General features: G+C 58.1%; 16 protein-coding genes and 6 pseudogenes. 14 read left to right on the forward strand and 8 right to left on the reverse strand.

Features of this window, described 5'->3' with window-relative positions; genetic code table 11:
• Positions 1–32: 32 nt before the first annotated feature.
• A pseudogene (clpA, locus tag ABOC21_RS16370) lies at positions 33–2,314 on the reverse strand (ATP-dependent Clp protease ATP-binding subunit ClpA).
• Positions 2,315–2,344: 30 nt separating this feature from the next.
• On the reverse strand, positions 2,345–2,662 hold the full coding sequence (gene clpS, locus ABOC21_RS16375) for an ATP-dependent Clp protease adapter ClpS (RefSeq protein ID WP_095095606.1): 318 nt from the start codon (positions 2,660–2,662) through the stop codon (positions 2,345–2,347).
• Positions 2,663–2,987: 325 nt separating this feature from the next.
• On the opposite strand from clpS, the gene cspD reads away from it, so the two are divergent.
• Positions 2,988–3,209: a cold shock-like protein CspD gene (gene cspD / locus ABOC21_RS16380; RefSeq protein ID WP_426815306.1), complete on the forward strand. Its 222-nt coding sequence runs from the start codon at positions 2,988–2,990 to the stop codon at positions 3,207–3,209.
• 68 nt (positions 3,210–3,277) lie between these two features.
• Here cspD and macB read toward each other — a convergent pair whose 3' ends face one another.
• The 3 genes and pseudogenes from macB to ABOC21_RS16395 all read right to left on the reverse strand — a co-directional run bounded on the left by macB (position 3,278) and on the right by ABOC21_RS16395 (position 8,097).
• Positions 3,278–5,224 carry a macrolide ABC transporter ATP-binding protein/permease MacB gene (gene macB, locus ABOC21_RS16385; RefSeq protein ID WP_426815307.1) on the reverse strand — a complete coding sequence of 649 codons (1,947 nt, stop codon included), beginning with the start codon at positions 5,222–5,224 and terminating at the stop codon, positions 3,278–3,280.
• The gene (gene macA, locus ABOC21_RS16390; protein WP_426815308.1) at positions 5,221–6,336 is read right to left on the reverse strand and encodes a macrolide transporter subunit MacA; all 1,116 of its coding nucleotides are present in this window, start codon (positions 6,334–6,336) and stop codon (positions 5,221–5,223) included. Before macA ends, macB begins: the two co-directional genes overlap by 4 nt.
• 101 nt (positions 6,337–6,437) lie before the next feature.
• Positions 6,438–8,097 (reverse strand): annotated as a pseudogene (locus ABOC21_RS16395) (ATP-dependent endonuclease).
• A gap of 385 nt (positions 8,098–8,482) precedes the next feature.
• Here ABOC21_RS16395 and aqpZ point away from each other — a divergent pair.
• From aqpZ to hcr, 4 genes and pseudogenes are all read left to right on the forward strand, one after another.
• A pseudogene (aqpZ, locus tag ABOC21_RS16400) lies at positions 8,483–9,179 on the forward strand (aquaporin Z).
• A gap of 127 nt (positions 9,180–9,306) precedes the next feature.
• Positions 9,307–10,206 (forward strand): lysine exporter LysO family protein, encoded by a 900-nt coding sequence (locus ABOC21_RS16405; RefSeq protein ID WP_426815309.1) that lies wholly within the window; start codon positions 9,307–9,309, stop codon positions 10,204–10,206.
• A 145-nt stretch (positions 10,207–10,351) separates the two neighbouring features.
• Positions 10,352–12,004: a hydroxylamine reductase gene (gene hcp, locus ABOC21_RS16410; RefSeq protein ID WP_426815310.1), complete on the forward strand. Its 1,653-nt coding sequence runs from the start codon at positions 10,352–10,354 to the stop codon at positions 12,002–12,004.
• A gap of 11 nt (positions 12,005–12,015) precedes the next feature.
• Positions 12,016–12,984: an NADH oxidoreductase gene (gene hcr, locus ABOC21_RS16415; protein WP_426815311.1), complete on the forward strand. Its 969-nt coding sequence runs from the start codon at positions 12,016–12,018 to the stop codon at positions 12,982–12,984.
• A 46-nt stretch (positions 12,985–13,030) separates the two neighbouring features.
• Here hcr and ABOC21_RS16420 read toward each other — a convergent pair whose 3' ends face one another.
• Positions 13,031–13,465, reverse strand: a complete 435-nt coding sequence (locus ABOC21_RS16420) for a DoxX family protein (protein WP_426815312.1) — start codon at positions 13,463–13,465, stop codon at positions 13,031–13,033.
• A 151-nt stretch (positions 13,466–13,616) separates the two neighbouring features.
• Here ABOC21_RS16420 and poxB point away from each other — a divergent pair, with 151 nt between their 5' ends.
• The 4 genes and pseudogenes from poxB to ABOC21_RS16440 all read left to right on the forward strand — a co-directional run bounded on the left by poxB (position 13,617) and on the right by ABOC21_RS16440 (position 19,009).
• Positions 13,617–15,335 carry a ubiquinone-dependent pyruvate dehydrogenase gene (gene poxB, locus ABOC21_RS16425; RefSeq protein ID WP_426815313.1) on the forward strand — a complete coding sequence of 573 codons (1,719 nt, stop codon included), beginning with the start codon at positions 13,617–13,619 and terminating at the stop codon, positions 15,333–15,335.
• A gap of 116 nt (positions 15,336–15,451) precedes the next feature.
• Complete coding sequence (gene ltaE, locus ABOC21_RS16430; protein ID WP_426815314.1) at positions 15,452–16,453, forward strand: low-specificity L-threonine aldolase; 1,002 nt, start codon at positions 15,452–15,454, stop codon at positions 16,451–16,453.
• A 10-nt stretch (positions 16,454–16,463) separates the two neighbouring features.
• Positions 16,464–17,899: pseudogene (locus ABOC21_RS16435) on the forward strand (DUF2867 domain-containing protein).
• A 96-nt stretch (positions 17,900–17,995) separates the two neighbouring features.
• Complete coding sequence (locus tag ABOC21_RS16440; RefSeq protein WP_426815315.1) at positions 17,996–19,009, forward strand: NAD-dependent epimerase/dehydratase family protein; 1,014 nt, start codon at positions 17,996–17,998, stop codon at positions 19,007–19,009.
• Between the two features lie 7 nt (positions 19,010–19,016).
• On the opposite strand, the gene ABOC21_RS16445 is transcribed toward ABOC21_RS16440, so the two are convergent.
• Together ABOC21_RS16445 and ABOC21_RS16450 are read right to left on the reverse strand one after the other, a co-directional pair.
• A complete protein-coding gene (locus ABOC21_RS16445; RefSeq protein WP_426815511.1) occupies positions 19,017–19,847 on the reverse strand; it encodes an N-acetylmuramoyl-L-alanine amidase in 831 nt (276 codons plus the stop codon).
• Between the two features lie 2 nt (positions 19,848–19,849).
• A pseudogene (locus ABOC21_RS16450) lies at positions 19,850–20,171 on the reverse strand (heavy metal-binding domain-containing protein).
• Between the two features lie 117 nt (positions 20,172–20,288).
• Here ABOC21_RS16450 and ABOC21_RS16455 point away from each other — a divergent pair.
• The 5 genes and pseudogenes from ABOC21_RS16455 to artM all read left to right on the forward strand — a co-directional run bounded on the left by ABOC21_RS16455 (position 20,289) and on the right by artM (position 23,903).
• Complete coding sequence (locus ABOC21_RS16455; protein ID WP_426815316.1) at positions 20,289–20,807, forward strand: lipoprotein; 519 nt, start codon at positions 20,289–20,291, stop codon at positions 20,805–20,807.
• A 223-nt stretch (positions 20,808–21,030) separates the two neighbouring features.
• Positions 21,031–21,759, forward strand: coding sequence for an arginine ABC transporter ATP-binding protein ArtP (gene artP / locus ABOC21_RS16460; protein WP_426815317.1), 729 nt, complete (start codon positions 21,031–21,033; stop codon positions 21,757–21,759).
• A 20-nt stretch (positions 21,760–21,779) separates the two neighbouring features.
• Positions 21,780–22,511, forward strand: a complete 732-nt coding sequence (gene artI / locus ABOC21_RS16465) for an arginine ABC transporter substrate-binding protein ArtI (protein ID WP_045855432.1) — start codon at positions 21,780–21,782, stop codon at positions 22,509–22,511.
• A gap of 6 nt (positions 22,512–22,517) precedes the next feature.
• Positions 22,518–23,234 carry an arginine ABC transporter permease ArtQ gene (gene artQ / locus ABOC21_RS16470; RefSeq protein ID WP_426815318.1) on the forward strand — a complete coding sequence of 239 codons (717 nt, stop codon included), beginning with the start codon at positions 22,518–22,520 and terminating at the stop codon, positions 23,232–23,234.
• Positions 23,234–23,903, forward strand: a pseudogene (artM, locus tag ABOC21_RS16475) (arginine ABC transporter permease ArtM). Before artQ ends, artM begins: the two are co-directional and overlap by 1 nt.
• Positions 23,904–23,908: the final 5 nt, after the last annotated feature.

The following is a 23,908-nucleotide window of genomic DNA, read 5'->3' on the forward strand; positions in this document are numbered from 1 at the left end:
ACAGGCCGGTTTTTGACGTTTTAGAGTAAGAATTAATGCGCCGTTTCCGGTTTGTGCTTCTGCGCACTTTGGAAGTCATAGGTCAGCGAACTCTTCTCTTTATCCAGCGCGACGGTAACCTGTCCGCCATCAACTAACGAACCAAACAGCAGACTCGTTGGCCAGCGGTTTCTTCAGGTTATCCTGAATCACCCGCGCCATTGGACGCGCGCCCATTGCCCGGTCATAGCCTTTTTCCGCCAGCCAGTCTCGCGCTTCCTGGCTCACTTCCAGCGACACGCCTTTCTGATCCAGCTGAACCTGCAGCTCGACGATAAACTTATCCACCACCTGATGGATCACCGTCGTTGACAGATGATCGAACCAGATAATGTTGTCGAGGCGGTTACGGAACTCCGGCGTAAAGATCTTCTTGATCTCATCCATCGCATCCGGACTGTTATCCTGATGAATAAGGCCAATCGACTTACGTTCGGTTTCGCGCACGCCGGCGTTGGTGGTCATCACCAGCACCACGTTGCGGAAGTCCGCCTTGCGGCCGTTATTGTCGGTCAGCGTACCGTTGTCCATCACCTGCAGCAGCAGGTTAAAGACGTCCGGATGCGCTTTCTCAATCTCATCAAGCAGCAGCACCGCGTGCGGATGTTTAATCACCGCATCGGTCAGCAGCCCGCCCTGATCGAAACCAACGTAGCCCGGAGGCGCACCGATCAAACGGCTGACGGTGTGACGCTCCATATACTCGGACATATCAAAGCGCAGCAGCTCAATACCCAGCGCCTTGGCCAGCTGTACGGTGACTTCGGTTTTCCCGACGCCGGTAGGTCCGGCGAACAGGAAGGAGCCCACCGGCTTATGCTCATGGCCCAGCCCGGCACGCGCCATCTTGATGGCTTCGGTTAAAGCCTCGATAGCTTTACCCTGACCAAAGACCAGCATTTTTAGCCGATCGCCAAGATTTTTCAGCGTATCGCGGTCGCTCTGGGAGACGCTCTTCTCAGGGATGCGGGCAATGCGCGCCACCACCGATTCGATATCCGCCACGTTAACCGTTTTCTTCCGCTTGCTGGCCGGCATCAGCCGCGCCCGCGCGCCCGCTTCGTCGATAACATCTATCGCCTTGTCCGGCAGATGACGATCGTTAATATATTTCACCGCCAGTTCGACCGCCGCACGCACCGCTTTCGCCGTGTAACGCACGTCGTGGTGCGCCTCGTACTTCGGCTTCAGGCCGTTAATAATCTGCACCGTCTCTTCTACCGAAGGTTCAGTAATGTCTATCTTCTGGAAGCGCCGGGCCAACGCGCGGTCTTTTTCGAAGATATTGCTGAACTCCTGGTAGGTCGTCGAGCCCATCACCCGAATCTTGCCGCTGGAGAGCAGCGGTTTAATCAGGTTGGCGGCATCGACTTGGCCGCCGGAAGCGGCGCCCGCCCCGATGATGGTGTGGATTTCATCGATGAACAGAATACTGTTGGTATCCTGCTCCAGTCTGCTTCAGCAGCGCTTTGAACCGTTTTTCAAAATCACCGCGGTATTTCGTTCCTGCCAGCAGGGAGCCGATATCCAGCGAATAGATCGTGCAGTCGGCCATGATTTCCGGCACGTCGCCCTGCACAATTCGCCAGGCCAGCCCTTCGGCAATCGCGGTTTTACCGACGCCGGACTCACCCACCAGCAGCGGGTTGTTCTTACGGCGGCGGCACAGAACCTGAATGGCGCGCTCCAGCTCTTTTTCGCGGCCAATCAGCGGATCGATTCCGCCCACGCGAGCAAGCTGATTGAGGTTGGTGGTGAAGTTTTCCATACGATCCTCCCCGCCTGCTTGCTCTTCATTGCTGGGCTGGCTTCCGCTGTTTTCGGAAGGCTGGCTCGGCTCGTCTTTACGCGTACCGTGAGAGATGAAGTTCACCACGTCAAGGCGGCTGACTTCATGTTTACGCAGCAGATAGGCCGCCTGCGACTCCTGCTCGCTAAAAATAGCGACCAAAACGTTGGCGCCGGTCACTTCGCTGCGGCCAGAGGATTGTACGTGGAAGACTGCACGCTGCAGTACGCGCTGGAAGCTCAGCGTCGGCTGAGTGTCGCGCTCTTCTTCCGTGGCGGGTAGAACAGGCGTGGTCTGTTCGATGAAGGCTTCGAGTTCCTGACGCAGCGCCACCAGGTCCACGGAACACGCTTCCAGCGCTTCGCGGGCCGAAGGGTTGCTGAGCAGCGCCAGCAGCAAGTGCTCGACGGTCATGAACTCATGACGGTGCTCGCGCGCTCTGGCGAAAGCCATATTTAAACTGAGTTCCAGTTCTTGATTGAGCATAGGCACCTCCCCCAATTTTCATGCCTGTCTTCAGGCTTTCTCTAGCGTACACAGCAATGGATGCTCGTTCTCCTTCGCATACTGGCTCACCATCGCGACTTTGGTTTCCGCAACCTCTGCGGTAAATACACCACAAATCGCTTTACCTTGATAGTGAACCGTCAGCATCAGTTGCGTTGCACGTTCTACATCATAAGAAAAGAATTTTTGTAACACGTCAATAACAAACTCCATTGGAGTGTAGTCATCATTGAGCAATATCACTTTATACATCGATGGTGGTTTAAGCTCATCGCGCACTTCGTCTTCAAGCAGCTGATCGAAGTCCAGCCAATCTTTCTTACTCATCGTCAGTATTCATCATCGGTTGCTGTTGCCAACAGGCGGTGGCCTGTCGATGATCAAAAGTTATGTCCATCACAAATCTACAATAGAACATAGATAACTATCATCTATTACTTCCATCCGCGATGTCTGTCACATTCCCCGGCAATAGCGTTAACTGCTTCAAATTTTGACGCATTTTTCGCCTTCCCCTACCGTCAATCGCTTGACGCCTTTTCGTATTTCTCTAAATTGTACTGGCGAGAGTTGGCGAGCATTTGAACAACTCGTCACTCCACTACCGGTTCATTCCATCTTACTTAGAAAGAATTACGAAGGATGTCGAAGTATGGAAATGGGTACTGTTAAGTGGTTCAACAATGCCAAAGGGTTTGGTTTTATTTGCCCTGAGGGCGGAGGCGAAGACATTTTCGCCCATTACTCCACCATTCAGATGGATGGTTACAGAACGCTAAAAGCCGGACAATCCGTTCGGTTTGATGTTCACCAGGGACCGAAAGGTAATCACGCCAGCGTGATTGTTCCTGTAGAAGCGGAAGCGACTGCATAACTCTTTCGCTTCATTGTGTACATCCTGCCAGTAAAATGCCAGTCCTTCTGACTGGCATTTTTTTGTCGCTACTCGCGCGCCAGCGCATCCACCGGATCGAGACGGGCGGCGTTTCGCGCAGGAAGCCAGCCAAACAGCACGCCGGTTAGCGTCGAACACAAAAACGCCGTCAGCAGCGCCAGCGGGGAGAAGCCAATCTCCCAGCCGGGCAAAAACAGCTGCAGGATGAAGGCTATCATCAGCGAGAGCGTCACCCCCAGCGCGCCGCCTACCAGGCACACCAGAACAGCCTCAATCAGGAACTGCTGCAGCACGTCGCTGGCTCGCGCTCCGACCGCCATGCGGATGCCAATCTCCCGGGTCCGTTCGGTTACCGATACCAGCATGATATTCATCACCCCGATGCCGCCAACCACCAGCGCGATAATCGCGACCAGCGTCAGAAACAGCTGTAGAGTATGTGTGGTCCGTTCCGCCGTTTTCAAGATGCTGTCCATATTCCAGGTGAAAACATCTTTTTTACCGTGCCGCAGTTCGAACAGACGCAGCAGCTGCTGTTCGGCGGTGGCGCTATCGTATCCTTCGCGCACCCGCACGGTGATTGAGTTCAGCCACGACTGTCCCATCACTCTTCCGGCCATAGTGGTATAGGGCAACCAGACGCGGAGGATTTTGCTGCTGCCGAACATCGACTGCTTCTCATCCGCCACGCCAATCACCGTCGCGGGCATATTGCCGACCAGAATAACCTCGCCCACCACCCGCGCCTTGTGCGGAAAGAGCTGGCGCCGCGTATTGCTATCCAGCACTACCACCTGCGCCCGGCTGCTTAGCTGCAGCTCATTGAAGGTATTGCCTTCGCTAAAGGTCATGCCGTAGACGTTAAAGTACTGCGCGCCGACGCCCTCGGCGCTGGCGGCAACGTCGATATTATCGGCGCGCAGGCGCAGATTTTTCGATACCGCAGGCGTCGCCGAGCTGACCCAGGGCTGCTTTTGAATAGCCAGCAGATCGTCATACTTCAGCGCCTGCTGAAAGCGGGGATCGTCATCGCCGAAATCCTTCCCGGGATAGACATCGATCGTGTTGGTGCCGATGGCGCGAATGTCCGCCAGCACCATTTGCTTCGCCGCATCTCCCACCACCACAATCGACACCACCGAAGCGATGCCGATAATAATGCCGAGCATGGTAAGCAGGGTGCGCATTTTATTGGCGGTCATTGCCCGCCAGGCCATCACCAGCGCTTCGCGAAAGCCGCTGCTGAACTGACTCCAGGCGGAGGGTTCGGCCGCAGCGTTCTGGCGAATAACGCCGGCGCTTCCGCTCCCCTGAGGCGGCGGATTACTCACGATCTCGCCATCGTGGATCTCAATGATGCGCTCTGCCTGCGCCGCGACCAGCGGATCGTGGGTGACGATGATCACCGTATGCCCCTGCGATTTCAGCTGGTGCAGAATCGCCATCACCTCTTCGCCGGAATGGCTGTCCAGCGCGCCGGTCGGCTCATCCGCCAGAATAACTTCCCCGCCGTTCATTAGCGCACGGGCAATGCTCACCCGCTGCTGCTGGCCGCCGGAGATCTGCGAAGGCTGATATTCCGCCCGATCGCCAAGCCCCAGGCGCACCAGCAGTTCGCGGGCGCGCTCCAGGCGAGCCCGTCGCTCCGTTCCGGCGTAGACCGCCGGCACCTCGACGTTCTGTACCGCCGTCAGGTGCGACAGCAGATGATAGCGCTGGAAGATAAAGCCAAAATGCTCTCGCCGCAGCCGGGCCAGCTCATCGCCGCTGAGCCGCGACACGTCGGTTCCCGCCACCCGATAGGTGCCGCTGCTCGGCTTATCGAGGCAGCCGAGGATATTCATCAGGGTCGATTTACCTGAGCCGGAAGCCCCGACAATGGCCACCATTTCTCCGGCGGCGATGCTCAGCGTGATCCCCTTCAGGACATCGACGCTCCCGTCGCCGGAGAGATAGCTGCGGCGGATATCACGCAGTTCGAGCAGCGCCGTCATTTAGTCTTCCCGGGCGCGCTTTCCCCGATGATAACCTCATCGCCTTCGTCCAGGCCCTTCACTATCGCCACATCGATATCGTTGCGCGCACCGATAGTGACCTCACGCTCTTTGACTTCGCCGGCGCGCAGCAGCCGCACGCGATAGCGGTTTTCACCGACGGCGTCCCCCAGCGCGCTCAGCGGAATAGCGATCGTATTTTTCACCTCCGCCATCTGGATATGGACCTGGGCCGTCATATCGAGGCGCAGGATCCCCTGCGGGTTCGGGACCTCAAAGCGGGCATAGTAGAAAATGGCGTCGTTCACCTTTTCCGGAGTGGGTAAAACGTCCTTCAGGGTCCCCTCGTAGCGGGTAAGCGGGTCGCCAAGCACAGTGAACCACGCTTTTTGCCCGGCGCGCAGGTGGATAACATCCGCTTCAGAGACCTGCGCCTTCACCAGCATGGTGCTGAGATCGGCGAGGGTCAGAATATTCGGCGCCTGCTGGGCGGCAATCACCGTCTGCCCCTGCAGGGTAGTGATTTGCGTCACTTCCCCGGACATCGGGGCCACAATTTTGGTGTAATCGAGGTTAGTTTTCGCGGTATCCAGCGTGGCCTGGTTGCGCTTGACCTGCGCTTCAATGGTGCCAATTTGCGCCTCTTTGACCGCTAAATCGGTGGCCGCGGTATCCAGATCCTGACGGGAAACCAGCTGGCGCTGCGCCAGCTGCCGCTGACGCGCCAGGGTTACGGCGGCCAGCTGACGTTCGGCGCGGGCCTGATTCAGCTGCGCGCGCAGCTCCATCAGCGTCGCTTCGACTTCTTTAATTTGGTTCTCCGCCTGCTCGGGATCGATAACCCCCAGCAGTTGATCCTTCTGTACCTTGTCGCCGATACTCACCCGCAGCGTTTTCAGCTGCCCGCTCACCTGCGCGCCGACGTCGACTTTACGTACCGCGTCCAGCTTACCGGTTGCCAGCACGCTCTGCTGGAGATCGCCTTTACGCACTACCAGAGTCTGGTAGTTCGGCAGCGGCGCGTTCAGCACCCGCCATCCCCAGATCGCCAGAGCCAGTACGCCAATGGCCAGTAGCCACCAGATTTTCCTGCGTTTTCCATTGAGCTTCATAAAAATTCCTGATGTTTTAAACCGCAGCGCAAGACGATGATTCTATCTGGAGATCGCGAAAACATAACCCTGAATTTGATGCATTCTTGCCGTTAGCACACTTAATCCGCCCGGCCGCGCGCCAGCCACAGCACGCGGGAGAACATTTTCTTCAGCAGCGCCGGCACCGCTTCAATCCCGCGCCTCCCGGCTTCCATCGCCACTTCAATCGCCAGATCCGGTTTTGATGAACGATGGATAGCTTTGGTGATCACCCGCCGTATATTCATCGGCACGTTTGGCGGCAGCTGCGCCACCCGATGATAAACATCGTTAAAGCCCTGGCGATACATAAAGTGTTCCATGTCCAGCGCCGGGAGCGTCGTCAGATGGTCGCGTTCCAGATCGCGATCGTCGTTAAGCAGGCTTCGCACCGTCGCGGCGTATTTCTTCCCCGCCTCGTCGCCGTCGACCAGAACGTGCCACTGAATGCCCATCCGGCGGGCGAATTTAATCAGCGGTTTTAATCCCGACTGGGCAAACTCGATGACCTTCACCCCTTCCGCGTCAAAGTGATGTCCGCACTGCCTGGCCAGTTCGTTGATAACCCAGGTCTCGGTCTCCCCTTCTACCAGCAGCCAGCAGCGAGCAAACAACGACGACGCGCGGTTGAAGCGAATGTGAAAGGCGATGCGCCGGCTGTCTTCGGCATTCATTCCCCCCGGCCCAAGCCGCCAGGCCGAGACGCGCGACGATTCGCGCACCAGCCGGCAGACGTGCTCAACGGGGGTCAGCGACAGCAGCTCGCCGGAGTTGGTGGTGGTCACGCGCTGCAGCGGCAGCAGGTTGAGCAGATGCCAGGCAACGGAGAGCATAATCGGATGCAGCCGGGTTTCCGGGTCTTCAATCAGCAGCAGCGGCCGCGCGTCGCGATCGAGCTGGACCGTACCCTTGGCCTGCAGCAGCGTGGAGAACAGCCCCAGTAAGATGACCCGATGGCTGCGCCCGCCGGGCTTATCAATCATCCGGTTGATGATATCCAGATAGCGCCAGTCTGCGCTGCTCATCGTGTGAATGCCGGCGCATCAGGCGATTGCGGGACTGCGCGCTGCTCTGCTCGGCAAAATAGTGCTCAAGGAGCTGCACCATGGCCGACAGACCCTGACGGATCTGGCCATCGGTTAAATTTTGCGGATGGCTCACCAGCTCGCGGGAGAGATAATCCAGCTGGCGGGCGGTGATCTCAATTTGCGGCGAGTGCGGCACGCTGTCGTTATGGATGCGCCGCATAAAGCGGGCGTCGCGCAGGCGCAGGACCGGCATCAGGCGCACCAGATGGCGCACGATCTCGTCAATATCCTCCAGCTCCAGCGCTTCCCCTTTGCCGTCAATAAAGGTGCGCAGCGTCATCACGCTACCGTCATCGGCCAGTTCGCCCTCCAGACGATAGAAAATTCGCTGATAGCCGTCATCACAGGGTACCCAGCTGGCGCTGAGCGGGCGAAAGCGTCGTACCCGGTGGTGGCCAGGCTCGCTCTCGCGGAAGGTCAGAATAATGTGCAAATGGTGCTCGCGTCCCTGCACGTCGCCGGGCGGGAACCAGAAATCATCCCGGACAAAATGATAAAGCTCGAACTCTGGCGACAAGAGCAGCGACAGGGCATCCAGCAGGCTGGATTTTCCCCACGCATTCTCGCCGATCAGCACGTTATTTTGCTCCAGCATCAATGATAAACGATTGATACCGCGAAAACCGACGATCTCCACGCGTTCAAGAAGCATATCCCCTCCGCTCAGTAACCACTTTCTCCTTCAGTTATCAGCAGTATAGCGACACATGCTGGAACATGACACTGCCGCAAACGTCAATATCAGCAGGGGAGAAAAAAACGTTTTCTATATGGTTATTGATAGGGATATTCGTTTAAAAAATAATTCATTCGCCGCAGTGGTTAGATCTATTATTTTTGTACTACTCTTTTCTTGCACAATGAATGGTATAAGGATTAACATCACCCTGCCCTGAATCAAATTACAGCTATTTATTTAAGCGATTACGGGATGATGATGGTCCATAAAATAGCGGCGATTTATCTTCATCCTTTAGTTGATAAATAAAGACCGGCACGTTAAAGCGTGCTCATTAACATTATTATTTGAGGTGGTTATGTTTAGAAAATTAGCAGCGGAATGTTTTGGTACATTCTGGCTTGTGTTCGGTGGCTGCGGTAGCGCGGTTCTGGCAGCAGCATTCCCGGAGCTGGGAATAGGGTTTGCCGGGGTGGCGTTGGCCTTTGGTTTAACCGTATTAACGATGGCGTTTGCCGTGGGGCATATTTCCGGCGGGCACTTTAACCCGGCGGTGACCTTAGGCCTGTGGGCCGGCGGCCGTTTCCCGGCTAAAGACGTGATCGGTTATATTATCGCCCAGGTAGTTGGCGGTATTATTGCGGCCGGCGTTCTGTACGTGATTGCCAGCGGTAAGGCGGGCTTTGACGCAGCGGCCAGCGGCTTTGCCTCTAACGGCTTTGGCGAACACTCGCCGGGCGGCTACTCAATGCTTTCGGCTATTGTTATCGAAATTGTTCTGACCTGCGGCTTCCTGCTGGTTATTCACGGCGCAACCGATAAAAACGCCCCGGCGGGCTTTGCGCCGATCGCCATTGGCCTGGCGCTGACCTTAATCCACCTGATCAGCATTCCGGTAACCAATACTTCCGTCAACCCGGCGCGTAGCACCGCGGTCGCTATCTTCCAGGGCGGCTGGGCGCTGCAGCAGACTGTGGCTGTTCTGGGTTATGCCAATTATCGGCGGGATCCTCGGCGGCGTGCTCTACCGCACGCTGCTGGAAAAGCGCAGCTAATCTCCCCTTGCTATCGCGCTCAGGCCCGGCTATGCCGGGCCTTTCTTTTTGGCGACGGCTTTACTCGATTCAATGATTTGAGTAGTGTCAGTGGCGCTATTTTCACTCTGCAAGGACCACGTCGTTCATGTTTTCGGGATTATTGATCATTCTGCTGCCGCTGGTTATCGGCTATATCATTCCACTTCGTCAGCCATCAGCCCTAAAAGTCATCACGCGACTTTTGAGCTGGATTGTCTACGTTATCCTCTTTTTCATGGGGATCAGCCTCGCCTTCCTCGACAATTTAGCCAGCAACCTGCTTTCCATTCTTCATTACGCCGCGGTGAGCGTGGTCGTTATTCTGCTGTGTAATATTGCGGCATTAATGTGGCTTGAGCAGAAGATGCCGTGGCGCAGCCAGCATCGGCAGGAGAAATTACCTTCACGCGTGGCGATGGCAATGGAATCACTGCAGCTGTGCGGCGTAGTACTTATTGGTTTCCTGATTGGTTTGAGCGGTCTGTCATTTCTGCAGCACGCCACCGAGGCCAGCGAATATACGCTGATCTTCCTGCTGTTCCTGATTGGTATTCAGCTGCGCAATAACGGTATGACCCTGCGGCAAATAGTGCTTAATCGCCGCGGAATGATTGTGGCGATGGTCGTCATGGCCAGCTCATTACTCGGCGGCACGATCAACGCCTTTATTCTCGACCTGCCGCTAAAAGCCGGACTGGCAATGGCTTCCGGATTTGGCTGGTATTCACTGTCAGGGATCCTGATGACCGAATCTTACGGGCCGGTAATTGGCAGCGCCGCGTTCTTTAACGATCTCTCCCGCGAGCTGCTGGCCATTATGCTTATTCCCGGCCTGATTCGCCGCAGCCGCTCAACGGCATTAGGCCTCTGCGGCGCGACCTCGATGGACTTTACGCTTCCGGTATTACAGCGCTCCGGCGGCGTCGAAATCGTGCCGGCGGCGATTGTTCATGGCTTTATTCTGAGCCTGCTGGTACCCGTGCTGATGGCCTTTTTCGCCGCTTAATACCCTCGTGGCGGTAGTCAGCTACCGCCAAAATTGCGCTAAATCAATCTCCCTGTAAATTGTATTAGAAATACCTTTTATCCCTGTGCGCCCGGGCATAACCTTAAACATGTGTATTAAATATAACTTTAAAAAAGGTGTGACCATGTTTTGTGTGCAATGTGAACAAACCATCCGTACCCCGGCAGGGAACGGCTGCTCTTACGCGCAGGGTATGTGCGGTAAAACGGCCGAAACCTCCGATCTGCAGGATCTGCTGATCGCCTCCCTGCAAGGCCTGTCCGCATGGGCCGTTAAGGCTCGTGAATATGGCATTATTGACCATGAAATTGATAACTTTGCGCCGCGTGCCTTCTTCTCCACGCTGACCAACGTTAACTTCGACTCCCCGCGTATCGTAGGCTACGCGCGCGAAGCCATCGCGATGCGCGAGGCGCTGAAGGCCCAGTGTCTGAACGTTGACGCCGGCGCGGCTGTAGACAACCCGATGGCCAGCCTGCTGTTGGTTAGCGACGATTTGGGCGACCTCCAGCGCCAGGCGGCAGAATTTACCCCCAACAAAGACAAACCGGACATCGGCGAGAACATCCTCGGCCTGCGTCTGCTGTGCCTGTACGGCCTGAAAGGCGCCGCGGCCTATATGGAGCACGCTCACGTACTGGGTCAGTACGACAACGCTATCTACGCTCAGTACCACAAAATTATGGCGTGGCTGGGCACCTGGCCTGCCGACCTGAACGCTCTGCTGGCGTGCTCAATGGAAATCGGCCAGATGAACTTTAAGGTCATGAGCATTCTGGACGCCGGAGAAACCAGCAAATATGGCCACCCGACCCCGACTCAGGTCAACGTGAAATCGGTTGAAGGTAAGTGCATCCTGATCTCCGGCCACGACCTGAAAGATCTGTATAACCTGCTGGAACAAACCGAAGGCACCGGCGTTAACGTCTATACCCACGGCGAAATGCTGCCGGCGCACGGCTATCCTGAACTGCGTAAATTCAAACACCTGGTCGGCAACTACGGCAGCGGCTGGCAGAATCAGCAGGTTGAATTCGCCCGTTTCCCTGGTCCTATCGTGATGACCTCTAACTGCATCATCGATCCGACCGTTGGCGCCTACGACGATCGTATCTGGACCCGCAGCATCGTCGGCTGGCCGGGCGTGAGCCATCTGGAAGGGGAAAACTTCGCGCCGGCGATCGCCCAGGCGCAGCAGATGGCAGGCTTCCCGTATAGTGAAATTCCGCATCTGATTACCGTCGGTTTCGGTCGTCAGACCCTGCTGGGCGCCGCGGACACGCTGATCGACCTGGTCAGCCGCGAAAAACTGCGTCATATCTTCCTCGTCGGCGGCTGCGACGGCGCGCGCGGCGAGCGTAACTACTTCACCGACTTTGCCACCAGCGTTCCGGACGACTGCCTGATCCTGACCCTGGCCTGCGGGAAATATCGCTTCAACAAGCTGGACTTCGGTGCTATCGAAGGCCTGCCGCGCCTGGTGGATGCCGGTCAATGCAACGATGCCTACTCGGCGATTATTCTGGCCGTCACCCTGGCTGAAAAACTGGGCTGCGGCGTGAACGACCTGCCGCTGTCGCTGGTGCTCTCCTGGTTCGAACAGAAAGCGATCGTGATCCTGCTGACCCTGCTCTCCCTCGGCGTGAAAAACATCGTTACCGGCCCAACCGCTCCGGGCTTCTTCACCCCGGACCTGCTGGCTATTCTCAATGAGAAATTTGGCCTGCGCTCCGTGACGACCGTTGAACAAGACATGCAGCAACTGTTGAGCGCGTAAGGAGCGAACGAATGACTATGCCAACCCATCAGTGCCCGTGGCGGATGCAGGTACACCACATCCATCAGGAAACCCCGGACGTCTGGACGGTATCGCTGCTGTGCCACGATTACTATCCCTATCAGGCCGGGCAGTATGCACTGGTCAGCGTACGCAATTCGGCGGATACGCTGCGCGCCTACACGCTCTCCTCTACGCCGGGCGTCAGCGAGTACATTACGCTGACCGTGCGCCGTATTGACGACGGTGCCGGCTCGCAGTGGTTAACCCGCGACGTCAAGCGCGGCGACTACATCTGGCTGTCCGACGCGATGGGTGATTTTACCTGTGCAGATAAACCGGCGGACCGCTTCCTGATGCTGGCGGCCGGCTGCGGCGTGACGCCGATTATGTCGATGCGTCGCTGGTTGGCGAAGTACCGTCCCGAGGCGGATGTGCAGGTTATTTTCAACGTACGTTCGCCGCAGGATGTCATTTTCGCTGAGGAGTGGCGTCAGTATCCGGTGACGCTGGTGGCGGAAAATAACGCTACCCACGGTTTCGTGGCAGGACGTTTAACGACAGAACTACTGCAAAGCGTCCCGGATCTGGCCTCGCGTACCGTGATGACCTGCGGGCCGGCGCCTTATATGGAGATGGTTGAGCGGGAAGTCAGCGCGCTGGGCGTAACCCGCTTCTTTAAAGAGAAGTTCTTTACTCCGCTCGCCCGGGCGGCGACCAGCGGACTTAAATTTACCAGGCTGCAGCCGGCAAAAGAGTTCTATGCGCCGGTAGGCGCCACCCTGCTGGAGGCGCTGGAAAGCAACAAGGTGCCGGTTACCGTCGCCTGCCGCGCCGGCGTCTGCGGCTGCTGCAAAACCAAAGTGGTCGCCGGCGACTATACGGTCAGCAGCACCATGACGCTGACCGAGCAGGAGATCGCCGATGGCTACGTGCTGGCCTGCTCCTGCCACCCGCAGGGCGATCTGGTTCTGGCTTAACGCGGAACCATCCTTAACGGCAAGCCCCGCCTCGGCGGGGCTTTTTTTATTTCCACGCCGGGTCTTTTGCCAACGAATAGCGGCCGGCGCCCATAAAGGCGATCGCCAGCGCGCCAATAAAGAAATAGACCAGGCTCTCAATCGCCCACGCCCCGGTTTTATCCAGCTGCCAGGTTTCTCCCATGCCGACCATCAGCCACGCCACCACCATGGTAAACGCCAGCACCAGCGCCGCCGGACGGGTGAGGATCCCCAGAATCAGCAGGCACGGCGCCAGCACTTCCCCCACCAGCACGCCGTAGGCAATAAACCCCGGTAGCCCCTTCGCCACCAGCATCCCGCTGATACCCGCCACGCCATCAAACAGCTTATGCAGCCCGTGGAACAGCATCAGCCCGCCCACGGCCAGTCGTAACAAGAGTTTGCCGAAATCGTCGTGAGTTAGCATTTTATTAACAGCATTTAACAGAGATTTAACCATTTGAAATGATTCCTGTTTACTCTTTTAGTGGTAACAGATTATGCGGAATTGTCGCGCAATAATACCAGCGGAAAATGGGAGTAAGATGCGGGCGTAACGATGAGTTTCATCTAAGCTTGTAAGCGTTATCACATAAAGGAGATGGAGAACCATGAAACAAACTGTGGCCGCATACGTAGCGAAAACTCTTGAACAGGCCGGCGTAAAGCGCATCTGGGGCGTCACCGGCGATTCACTCAACGGATTGAGCGACAGCCTGAACCGCATGGGTACGATCGCCTGGATGCCGACGCGTCATGAAGAAGTTGCCGCCTTTGCCGCGGGCGCCGAAGCCCAGCTTACCGGCGAGCTGGCGGTATGCGCCGGCTCCTGCGGCCCGGGCAACCTCCATCTGATTAACGGCCTTTTTGACTGTCACCGCAACCACGTTCCCGTGCTGGCCATCGCCGCCCACATTCCCTCCAGCGAAATCGGCAGCGGCTATTTCCAGGAAACCCATCCGCAGGAGCTGTTCCGCGAATGCAGCCACTACTGCGAGCTGGTCTCCACGCCGGAGCAGATCCCGCAGGTATTGGCTATCGCCATGCGTAAAGCGGTCCTCAACCGCGGCGTTTCGGTGGTGGTGCTGCCGGGAGACGTGGCGCTGAAGGCCGCCCCGGAAGGCGCCAGCAGCCACTGGTACTCCGCCCCGCTGCCGGAGGTGACACCGCCGGCGGAAGAGCTCGCTCGCCTGGCGCAGCTGCTGCGCTACTCCAGCAACATCGCCCTGATGTGCGGTAGCGGCTGCGCCGGAGCCCATGCGGAGCTGGTGGAGTTTGCCGCTAAGCTCAAGGCCCCTATCGTCCACGCCCTGCGCGGCAAGGAGCACGTTGAGTACGACAACCCTTATGATGTCGGGATGACCGGGCTGATCGGCTTCTCGTCCGGCTTCCACACCATGATGAACGCCGATACCCTGGTGCTTCTCGGCACCCAGTTCCCCTATCGGCCTTTCTACCCCAGCAGCGCAAAAATTATTCAAATTGATATCAATCCCGGCAGCATCGGCGCGCACAGTAAAGTCGATATGGCGCTGGTCGGCGATATTAAATCGACTTTAAAAGCGCTGCTGCCGCATCTGGAAGAGAAGACGGATCGCCGCTTCCTCGACAAAGCGCTTGAGCACTACCGCGAGGCGCGTAAGGGGCTCGACGATCTGGCTCAGCCGAGCGATAAGGTCATTCATCCCCAATACCTGGCGCAGCAGATTAGCCGCTTCGCCGCTGACGACGCCATTTTCACCTGCGACGTCGGCACGCCAACCGTCTGGGCCGCGCGCTATCTGAAAATGAACGGCAGGCGCCGGCTGATCGGCTCGTTTAACCACGGCTCAATGGCCAACGCGATGCCGCAGGCGATTGGCGCCAAGGCAACGGCGCCGGAGCGGCAGGTCGTCGCGATGTGCGGCGACGGCGGCTTCAGCATGCTGATGGGCGACTTCCTCTCGCTGGCGCAGATGAAACTGCCGGTAAAAATCGTAATTTTTAACAACAGCGTGCTGGGATTTGTGGCGATGGAGATGAAGGCCGGGGGCTACCTGACCGACGGCACCGAGCTGCACGACACGAACTTCGCCCGCATCGCCGAAGCCTGCGGCATTAAGGGCATTCGCGTCGAAAAGGCCTCCGAGGTCGACGAAGCCCTGCAAACCGCATTTAGCACCGAGGGCCCGGTGCTGGTCGACGTGGTGGTCGCCAGGGAAGAGCTGGCGATCCCCCCGCAAATTAAGCTGGATCAGGCTAAGGGCTTCAGCCTGTATATGCTGCGCGCGATCATCAGCGGACGCGGGGATGAAGTTATCGAACTGGCGAAAACCAACTGGCTCAGGTAAAACATCCTTTTGAGCCCACACAACATCATTCATGGTGCATCGAAGGCCCCGCCGGGGTGATTTACGCGGCTAACGCGGATACAGCGTGAAGGATGAAACATTAACAAGGAAATGCCGTGATAGATCTCCGCAGTGATACCGTAACCCGTCCGGGGCGCGCCATGCTGGACGCCATGCTGTCAGCCCCGGTCGGCGACGACGTTTATGGCGACGACCCGACCGTTAACGAGCTCCAGCGCTACGCCGCGGAGCTGGCCGGGAAAGAGGCGGCGCTGTTCCTGCCGTCCGGCACCCAGGCGAATCTGGTGGGCCTGCTGAGCCACTGTCAGCGCGGCGAAGAGTATATCGTCGGCCAGGGCGCGCACAACTATCTGTACGAAGCCGGCGGCGCGGCGGTGCTCGGCAGCATTCAGCCGCAGCCCATTGACGCGGCGGCGGACGGCACCCTGCCGCTGGATAAAGTGGCGGCAAAGATTAAGCCTGACGATGTCCATTTTGCCCCTACTCGCCTGCTGAGCCTTGAAAATACCCACAACGGCAAGGTGCTGCCGCGCGAATACCTCAGGGAGGCGTGGGAGTTTACCCGCGAGCGCGGCCTGGCGCTGCACGTTGACGGCGCGCGCATCTTTAACGCGGTGGTGGATTACGGCTGCGAGCTGCGCGATATCGCCCAATACTGCGACTCCTTCACTATCTGCCTCTCGAAGGGGCTGGGAACGCCGGTGGGCTCGCTGCTGGTCGGCAGCCACGACTACATTCGCCGCGCCATCCGCTGGCGTAAAATGGTCGGCGGCGGCATGCGCCAGGCCGGAATTCTGGCGGCTGCAGGCCTGTACGCGTTGCAAAATAACGTCGCCCGCCTGCAGGAAGACCACGACAACGCCGCGTGGATGGCCGCGGAGCTGCGCGCCATCGGCGCTGAGGTGACCCGCCACGACACCAATATGCTGTTCGTGCGCGTTGGCGATGAGCAGGCCCCGGCGCTGGGCGCGTTTATGCAGCAGCGCGGCGTGCTGATCAACGCCTCGCCGATTGTGCGGCTGGTTACCCACATCGACGTCAATCGTCAGCAGCTGGCGGAGGTCGTTGGCCACTGGCAGGAATTTTTAAACCGCTAAGGAGTCTGGCGTGTCGCAACCTATTCTGGTGCTCGGCGCCAGCGGCTACATCGGCCAGCATCTGGTGCAGGCATTAAGCGAACGCGGTTATTCGGTGCTGGCGGCGGCGCGCCACGTTGAGCGGCTCAAGAAACGCAATCTCCCGGGGGTGAGCTGTCATGCCATTGACCTGACCCGCCCCCAGGGGCTGCCGGCCCTGCTGGCGCAGGCGGATACCGTTTACTATCTGGTGCACGGCATGGGCGAAGGCGGCGACTTTATTCGCCACGAACGCGAGGTGGCGCAAAACGTGCGCGACGCGCTGCGCGCGACGTCGGTAAAGCAGACTGATATTTCTCAGCTCGCTGCAGGTGCCGGCGGAGCAGCAGTCGGACCATCTGCGCGCCAGGCAGGTTACCGCCGACGTTCTGCGCGAATCCGGCGTGCCGGTCACCGAGCTGCGAGCGGGCATCATAGTGGGCGCCGGCTCCGCCGCGTTCGAGGTGATGCGCGATATGGTCTACAACCTGCTGGTTTTAACCCCTCCTCGCAGGGTGCGCTCGCGCACCACGCCGATCGATCTGGAAAATCTGCTCTATTATCTGGTGCAACTGCTCAACCACCCGGCCAGCGAACATCGGGTCTTCGAAGCCGCCGGACCGGAAGTGTTAAGCTATCAGCAGCAGTTCACCCGCTTTATGGCGGTCAGCGGCAGGCATCGCCTGCTGATCCCGATCCCTTTTCCCACCCGCTGGATTTCGGTGTGGTTCCTCAACGTGATTACCTCGGTGCCGCCCACCATCGCGAAGGCGCTGATTCAGGGGCTGAAGCACGATCTGATCGCCGACGATCGCATGCTGCGGGCGCTGATCCCCCAAAAGCTAATCTCATTTGACGAAGCCGTGCGCCGCACGCTGAAAGAAGAGGAGCAGCTCGTTAACTCCAGCGACTGGGGCTGCGACGCCCAGGCCTTCGCCCGCTGGCGCCCGGAATATGGCTACTACCCTAAGCAGGCCGGCTGTACGGTCAGCAGCTCCGCCAGCGCGGCGGCGATCTGGCAGGTCGTCAACCAAATCGGCGGCAAAGAGGGCTACTTCTTCGGCAACGCGCTGTGGAAAATTCGCGGCGCCATGGACCTGCTGGTGGGCCATCGCCTGGCGAAAGGCCGTCCGTCGCGCGACCTCCTGCAAACCGGCGACGCGGTAGACAGACTGGAAGGTGATTATTGTCGAACCGGAAAAACAACTCACCTTACTCTTCGGCATGAAGGCGCCCGGCCTGGGGCGCCTGAGCTTTACCCTCAACGATAAAGGCGAGCACCGCGAGCTGGACGTCCGGGCCTGGTGGCATCCCCACGGTATGCCGGGGCTGTTCTACTGGCTGCTGATGATCCCCGCCCATCTGTTTATCTTTCGCGGCATGGCGCGGCGTATTGCCCGGCTGGCAGAGCAAATCACAGTCAAATAGGAAGTATGTACGTCATTCTGCTATCATTCTCATTGCATCGTGAGGAGAATCACGGAAAAATGCGCACGAAATTCTTTTCTGGGACAGTAGGTTGATATGAAGGTACTGGTTACCGGTGCGACCAGCGGGTTAGGCCGCAACGCGGTGGAATATCTGCGTAATAAAGGCATCAGCGTAAGAGCGACCGGGCGAAACGAAGCGATGGGCAAGCTTCTGAGCAAAATGGGCGCCGAGTTTGTCCCCGCAGATTTAACCGAACTGGTTTCATCCCAGGCCAAGGTGATGCTCGCCGGTATCGATACCCTATGGCACTGCTCAAGCTTCACCTCGCCGTGGGGCACCCAGCAGGCCTTCGATTTAGCCAACGTCCGCGCCACCCGTCGCCTCGGTGAATGGGCCGTGGCCTGGGGCGTACGCAACTTCGTTCATATCTCCTCCCCTTCGCTCTATTTTGATTATCACCACCACCACGAGGTACGGGAGGATTTCCGCCCGCAGCGCTTTGCCAACGAGTTTGCCCGCAGCAAGGCGGCGAGCGAAGAGGTGATTAATCTGCTGGCCCAGGCGAACCCCAATACCCGCTTTGCCATTCTGCGCCCGCAGAGTCTGTTCGGCGCTCATGACAAAGTGTTCATCCCCCGCCTTGCGCAGATGATGCAGCACTACGGCAGCGTGCTGCTGCCCCGCGGCGGCAGCGCGCTGGTCGATATGACCTACTATGAGAATGCGGTGCACGCGATGTGGCTGGCCAGCCAGCCGCAGTGCGACCACCTGCCTTCCTCCCGGGCGTGGAATATCACCAACGGCGAACCGCGCACCCTGCGCAGCATCGTGCAAAAGCTGATTGATGAGCTGGGAATAAAGTGCCGTATCCGCTCGGTCCCCTATCCGATGTTGGATATCATCGCCCGCAGCATGGAGCATTTTGGCAACAAGTCAGCCAGGGAGCCGGCCTTTACCCACTACGGCGTCTCCAAGCTGAACTTTGATTTTACCCTCGATATTTCCCGCGCAGAGGAAGAGCTGGGCTACCGGCCGGTGGTGACCCTCGATGAGGGGATTATCCGCACCGCGGCCTGGCTGAAAGACCACGGCAAGCTGCACCGCTAGCGTCGAATTAACCCTGACCGTATTTCTCCAGCAGCGCCTCGGCGATGGCCTGGGTTTCCGCATCGGCGACGCCATCCCAGCGCGCCGGCCGGAAATGCATCTGAAAGGCCATAATCACCCGTTTCTGCTGCGCTGGCGTCATCTCCGGCGTCACCTGATAGCCGTAGCGGGCGAGTAGATCCAGCAGCTCTGCGCTATCGACCGGCTGCCAGGTCGGGCGACCGTTGAGATAAAATGCCACCCGGTCGGCATCCGGCCAGGCGCCAATCCCCTGCTCAGCCAGCCGCCGCCAGGGGAACAGCGGCCCGGGGTCGTCCTTACGCTGAGGCGCAATATCGGCATGGGCCACCACGTTTTGCGGCGCAATGTGGTAGCGGGCGATAATATCTTTTGCCAGGGGAATCAGCGCATCAATCTGCGGCGGATTAAACGGCGTAAAGCTTTTCACCCCCGCCGCTTTCTGCCAGCCGCGGTTCTCCAGCTCAATGCCGATCGAGGTGTCGTTAATCCGCGTGCTGCCGCGCCAGAAGCTAATCCCGGCATGCCAGGCCAGCTCCTCCTCCGGCACCAGCTGCCAGATGCGCGGCTTGCCGTGGTGCAGCGGCGGCCGTTCAGGGATCAGGTAGTGGGAGCTCACCTGGTTATCGGTCAGGGTCGCCAGCGAGACGTCAAAATCATCGGCGGTATAGTGAATGACCAGGATCTTCACCCGCGGGTAGGCGGCCTGCGCCGGATGGCGGGTATCCAGCTGGTAGCCGTCGCGATCGATAATTCCCTTTTCCGCCGCGCAGCCCGCCAGCAGCAGCGCCAGCAGCGACACGCTCAGGCCAGGGCGCATCCTCACCGGGTCTGCACCGCCGTGCCGCTGACGGTGACCATCAGCATACTGCCATCCTTGCCCACCGTCTCATAATCGATATCAATACCGACTACCGCGTTGGCGCCCAGCGCTTTTGCCTGCTCGCCCATTTCTCCGAATGCGATCTCCCGCGCCTTGCGCAGACTCTTTTTCATAGGACCCCGCGCGGCCGCCGACGATATCGCGGATGCTGGCGAAGAAGTCGCGAAACACGTTCGCGCCGAGGATCGCCTCTCCGGTCACGACGCCGCAGTATTTCACGATAGGCTGCCCTTCGAGGGTTGGGGTAGTGGAAAATTGCATCATAAAGCTCCTTCTTTAGCGTTCAAGGTGTTAGCTCTGAGAGTCAAGCACATTCCCGTATCGATACGCTATGCTTGAATGGTTATTTTAACGTAGTGAGCTTATAAGGAAATCATCATGCGCTACAAACTCGTTGCTTTACTTCTCCCCTGCGCACTGGCACTGAGCGCCTGTACCACCGTCACGCCGGCCTATAAAGATAACGGCACCCGCAGCGGCGCCTGCATCGAAGGCGGCCCGGATGAAGTGGCGCAGAAGTTTTACGATGTTCAAATCCAACAGCGTAATCACGACCTGACCGCGCTGCGCCCCTATCTGAGCGACGATCTGGCGAAGCTGCTCGACGACGCGCGCCAGGATCCGTCACGCAGCGCAGTGCTGCAGTCCAACCCGTTCTCCAGCTCGGCTACCCCGGCCGATAGCGCGGAAGTCGCCAGCGCCTCAACCATTCCGAACCGCGATGCGCGCAATATTCCGCTACGCGTTGAGTTAAAACAGGGCAGCAAAACCTGGAAAGATGAGGTGCTGATGATTCAGGAAGGCCAGTGCTGGGCGGTAGATGACGTTCGCTACCTCGGCATTAACGCCCACGCTCCGGCGGGTTCACTGCAACAGGGTCTCGAAAAACGCGGATAAGGGCGCTGAACCTGCTCTACAAAACCGATAACCCCGGTAAAATGTCGGTATTTCATGCGGTAATGCCGACATTTACTCCCGTCGCCCCCACTAACCCATATTTTGTGCTAAGTTTAGAGGTAAATGCGGGTCACATTTAACTTTTAACGCATAAATATTGCATAACTATTCTGTCAAAGGTAGTATTTGCGGCCTCAATAGCTATTCGTATCAGACTGCCCAGATGAGTATTAAACTAAACGGCATTAACTGCTTCTACGGCGCGCACCAGGCGCTGTTCGACATCACGCTGGATTGCCCGCAGGGGGAGACGCTGGTACTGCTCGGCCCGAGCGGCGCCGGGAAAAGCTCGCTGCTTCGCGTACTCAACCTGCTGGAGATGCCGCGTTCCGGTACGTTACATATCGCCGGTAACCACTTCGACTTTACCAAAGCGCCGTCTGACAAAGCCATCCGTGAGCTGCGCCAGAACGTCGGTATGGTTTTCCAGCAGTATAATCTGTGGCCGCACCTGACCGTGCAGCAAAACCTGATTGAAGCCCCCTGCCGGGTGCTGGGTCTCAGCAAAGAGAGTGCTCTGGACCGCGCCGGGAAGCTGCTGGAACGTTTACGCCTGAAACCCTACAGCGACCGCTATCCTCTGCACCTCTCCGGCGGCCAGCAGCAGCGCGTGGCCATTGCGCGCGCGCTGATGATGGAGCCGCAGGTGCTGCTGTTTGATGAGCCAACGGCGGCGCTCGATCCGGAAATTACCGCCCAGATCGTCAGCATTATCCGCGAGCTGGCGGGCACCGGCATTACGCAGGTCATCGTGACCCACGAAGTGGAAGTGGCGCGTAAAACGGCCAGCCGCGTGGTGTATATGGAAAATGGCCATATCGTTGAACAAGGGAATGCGGATTGCTTCGCGCATCCGCAGACCGACGCGTTTAAAAACTATCTTTCACATTGATGTTTTTCGGGGAAATGACGATGAAAAAAGTACTGATTGCCGCGCTTCTGGCCAGCATGAGCCTTTCTGCTACCGCAGCCCAGACCATCCGTTTTGCCACCGAGGCGTCCTATCCTCCGTTTGAAACGACCGACGCCAACAACAAAATCGTCGGTTTCGACGTCGATCTGGCTAACGCGCTGTGTAAAGAGATCGATGCCACCTGCACCTTTACCAACCAGGCGTTCGACAGCCTGATCCCCGGACTGAAATTCCGCCGCTTCGACGCGGTGATGGCCGGGATGGATATCACGCCGGAGCGCGAAAAGCAGGTGCTGTTCACCACGCCTTACTATGAAAACTCCGCGCTGTTCGTTGGCCAGCAGGGCAAATTTACCAGCATCGAACAGCTGAAGGGCAAAAAGGTCGGCGTCCAGAACGGGACCACCCACCAGAAGTTTATTAACGATAAGCATCCGGAAATCACCACCGTTCCGTACGACAGCTACCAGAATGCGAAGCTGGATCTGCAAAACGGCCGCATTGATGCCGTATTTGGCGACAACGCCGTGGTCACCGAATGGCTGAAGAGCAATCCGAAGCTGGCGGCGGTGGGCGATAAGGTGACGGATAAAGACTACTTCGGTACCGGCCTTGGCATTGCGCTTCGTCAGGGCAATACCGAGCTGCAGCAGAAATTTAACGCTGCGCTGGAAAAAGTGAAAAAAGATGGGACTTACCAGACCATCTATAGCAAATGGTTTCAGAAGTAACCCTCAATGAACGAACTTTTTCCATTAGCAAGCGCCGCCGGGATGACCGTCGGCCTTGCCGTTTGCGCGCTGATTATCGGCCTCGCCCTGGCGATGCTGTTTGCCGTGCTGGAGTCGGTCAAATGGCGCCCGCTGGCGTGGCTGACCACCGGCGTGGTGACGATTCTGCGCGGGCTGCCGGAAATTCTGGTGGTTCTGTTTATCTATTTCGGCTCTTCCCAGCTGCTGCTCACGCTCTCTGACGGCTTCACCATCAATCTCGGCTTTGCGCAGATTCCGGTGCAGATGCAGATTGACAACTTCGACGTCAGCCCGTTCCTGTGCGGCGCGGTGGCGCTGTCGCTGCTGTACGCCGCCTACGCTTCGCAAACCCTGCGCGGCGCGCTGAAAGCGGTGCCGCAGGGGCAGTGGGAGTCGGGCCAGGCGCTGGGGCTGTCGAAAAGCGCGATTTTCTTCCGCCTGGTGATGCCGCAAATGTGGCGCCACGCCCTGCCGGGGCTCGGCAACCAGTGGCTGGTGCTGCTAAAAGATACCGCCCTGGTCAGCTTAATCAGCGTTAACGACCTGATGCTGCAAACCAAGAGCATTGCCACCCGCACCCAGGAGCCGTTTAACTGGTACATCATCGCGGCGGCAATCTACCTGGTTATCACTCTGCTCAGTCAGTACATTCTCAAACGTATTGACCAGCGTGCGACGCGCTTCGAACGGAGACCTGGCTGATGCTCGACTACTTACCAGAACTGCTCAAAGGGCTGCATACCAGCCTGACGCTGACGGCGGCCTCGATCGTCGTCGCGCTGATTCTGTCGCTGATCTTTACCATCATCCTGACGCTGAAAACGCCGGGGCTGGTATGGATTATACGCGGGTATATCACGCTCTTTACCGGGACGCCGCTGCTGGTGCAGATCTTCCTGATTTACTACGGTCCGGGGCAGTTTCCGACACTGCAGGAGTACCCGGTGCTGTGGCATCTGATTTCTGAGCCGTGGCTGTGCGCCCTGATTGCCCTGTCGCTAAACAGCGCCGCCTATACCACCCAGCTGTTTTATGGCGCGATCCGCGCCATTCCTGAGGGTCAGTGGCAGTCCTGCGGCGCGCTGGGGATGAGCAAGAAGGACACGCTGGCGATCCTGCTGCCGTACGCCTTTAAGCGCGCCCTCTCCTCCTACTCCAACGAAGTGGTGCTGGTCTTCAAAAGTACTTCGCTGGCTTATACCATCACGCTGATGGAGGTGATGGGCCACAGCCAGTCTGCTGTACGGACGGACCTACGACGTGATGGTCTTCGGCGCGGCCGGTATCGTATACCTGATCGTCAACGGCCTGCTGACGCTGCTAATGCGTCTGGTGGAGCACAGAGCGCTGGCATTTGAGCGTCGCAGCTAACGTTG

This window comes from Klebsiella sp. WOUb02, from assembly GCF_050058015.1.
GTDB lineage: Bacteria > Pseudomonadota > Gammaproteobacteria > Enterobacterales > Enterobacteriaceae > Klebsiella.

Excerpts from the sequence above, each read along its gene's own strand:
- ABOC21_RS16405 (WP_426815309.1), top strand. The coding sequence starts at position 9,307 with ATGTTTTCGGGATTATTGATCATTCTGCTGCCGCTGGTTATCGGCTAT.
- macA (WP_426815308.1), bottom strand. The coding sequence starts at position 6,336 with ATGAAGCTCAATGGAAAACGCAGGAAAATCTGGTGGCTACTGGCCATT.
- ABOC21_RS16440 (WP_426815315.1), top strand. The coding sequence starts at position 17,996 with ATGAAGGTACTGGTTACCGGTGCGACCAGCGGGTTAGGCCGCAACGCG.
- hcr (WP_426815311.1), top strand. The coding sequence starts at position 12,016 with ATGACTATGCCAACCCATCAGTGCCCGTGGCGGATGCAGGTACACCAC.
- clpS (WP_095095606.1), bottom strand. The coding sequence starts at position 2,662 with ATGAGTAAGAAAGATTGGCTGGACTTCGATCAGCTGCTTGAAGACGAA.
- poxB (WP_426815313.1), top strand. The coding sequence starts at position 13,617 with ATGAAACAAACTGTGGCCGCATACGTAGCGAAAACTCTTGAACAGGCC.
- hcp (WP_426815310.1), top strand. The coding sequence starts at position 10,352 with ATGTTTTGTGTGCAATGTGAACAAACCATCCGTACCCCGGCAGGGAAC.
- artQ (WP_426815318.1), top strand. The coding sequence starts at position 22,518 with ATGAACGAACTTTTTCCATTAGCAAGCGCCGCCGGGATGACCGTCGGC.
- macB (WP_426815307.1), bottom strand. The coding sequence starts at position 5,224 with ATGACGGCGCTGCTCGAACTGCGTGATATCCGCCGCAGCTATCTCTCC.
- cspD (WP_426815306.1), top strand. The coding sequence starts at position 2,988 with ATGGAAATGGGTACTGTTAAGTGGTTCAACAATGCCAAAGGGTTTGGT.
- ABOC21_RS16445 (WP_426815511.1), bottom strand. The coding sequence starts at position 19,847 with ATGCGCCCTGGCCTGAGCGTGTCGCTGCTGGCGCTGCTGCTGGCGGGC.
- artP (WP_426815317.1), top strand. The coding sequence starts at position 21,031 with ATGAGTATTAAACTAAACGGCATTAACTGCTTCTACGGCGCGCACCAG.
- ABOC21_RS16455 (WP_426815316.1), top strand. The coding sequence starts at position 20,289 with ATGCGCTACAAACTCGTTGCTTTACTTCTCCCCTGCGCACTGGCACTG.
- artI (WP_045855432.1), top strand. The coding sequence starts at position 21,780 with ATGAAAAAAGTACTGATTGCCGCGCTTCTGGCCAGCATGAGCCTTTCT.
- ABOC21_RS16420 (WP_426815312.1), bottom strand. The coding sequence starts at position 13,465 with ATGGTTAAATCTCTGTTAAATGCTGTTAATAAAATGCTAACTCACGAC.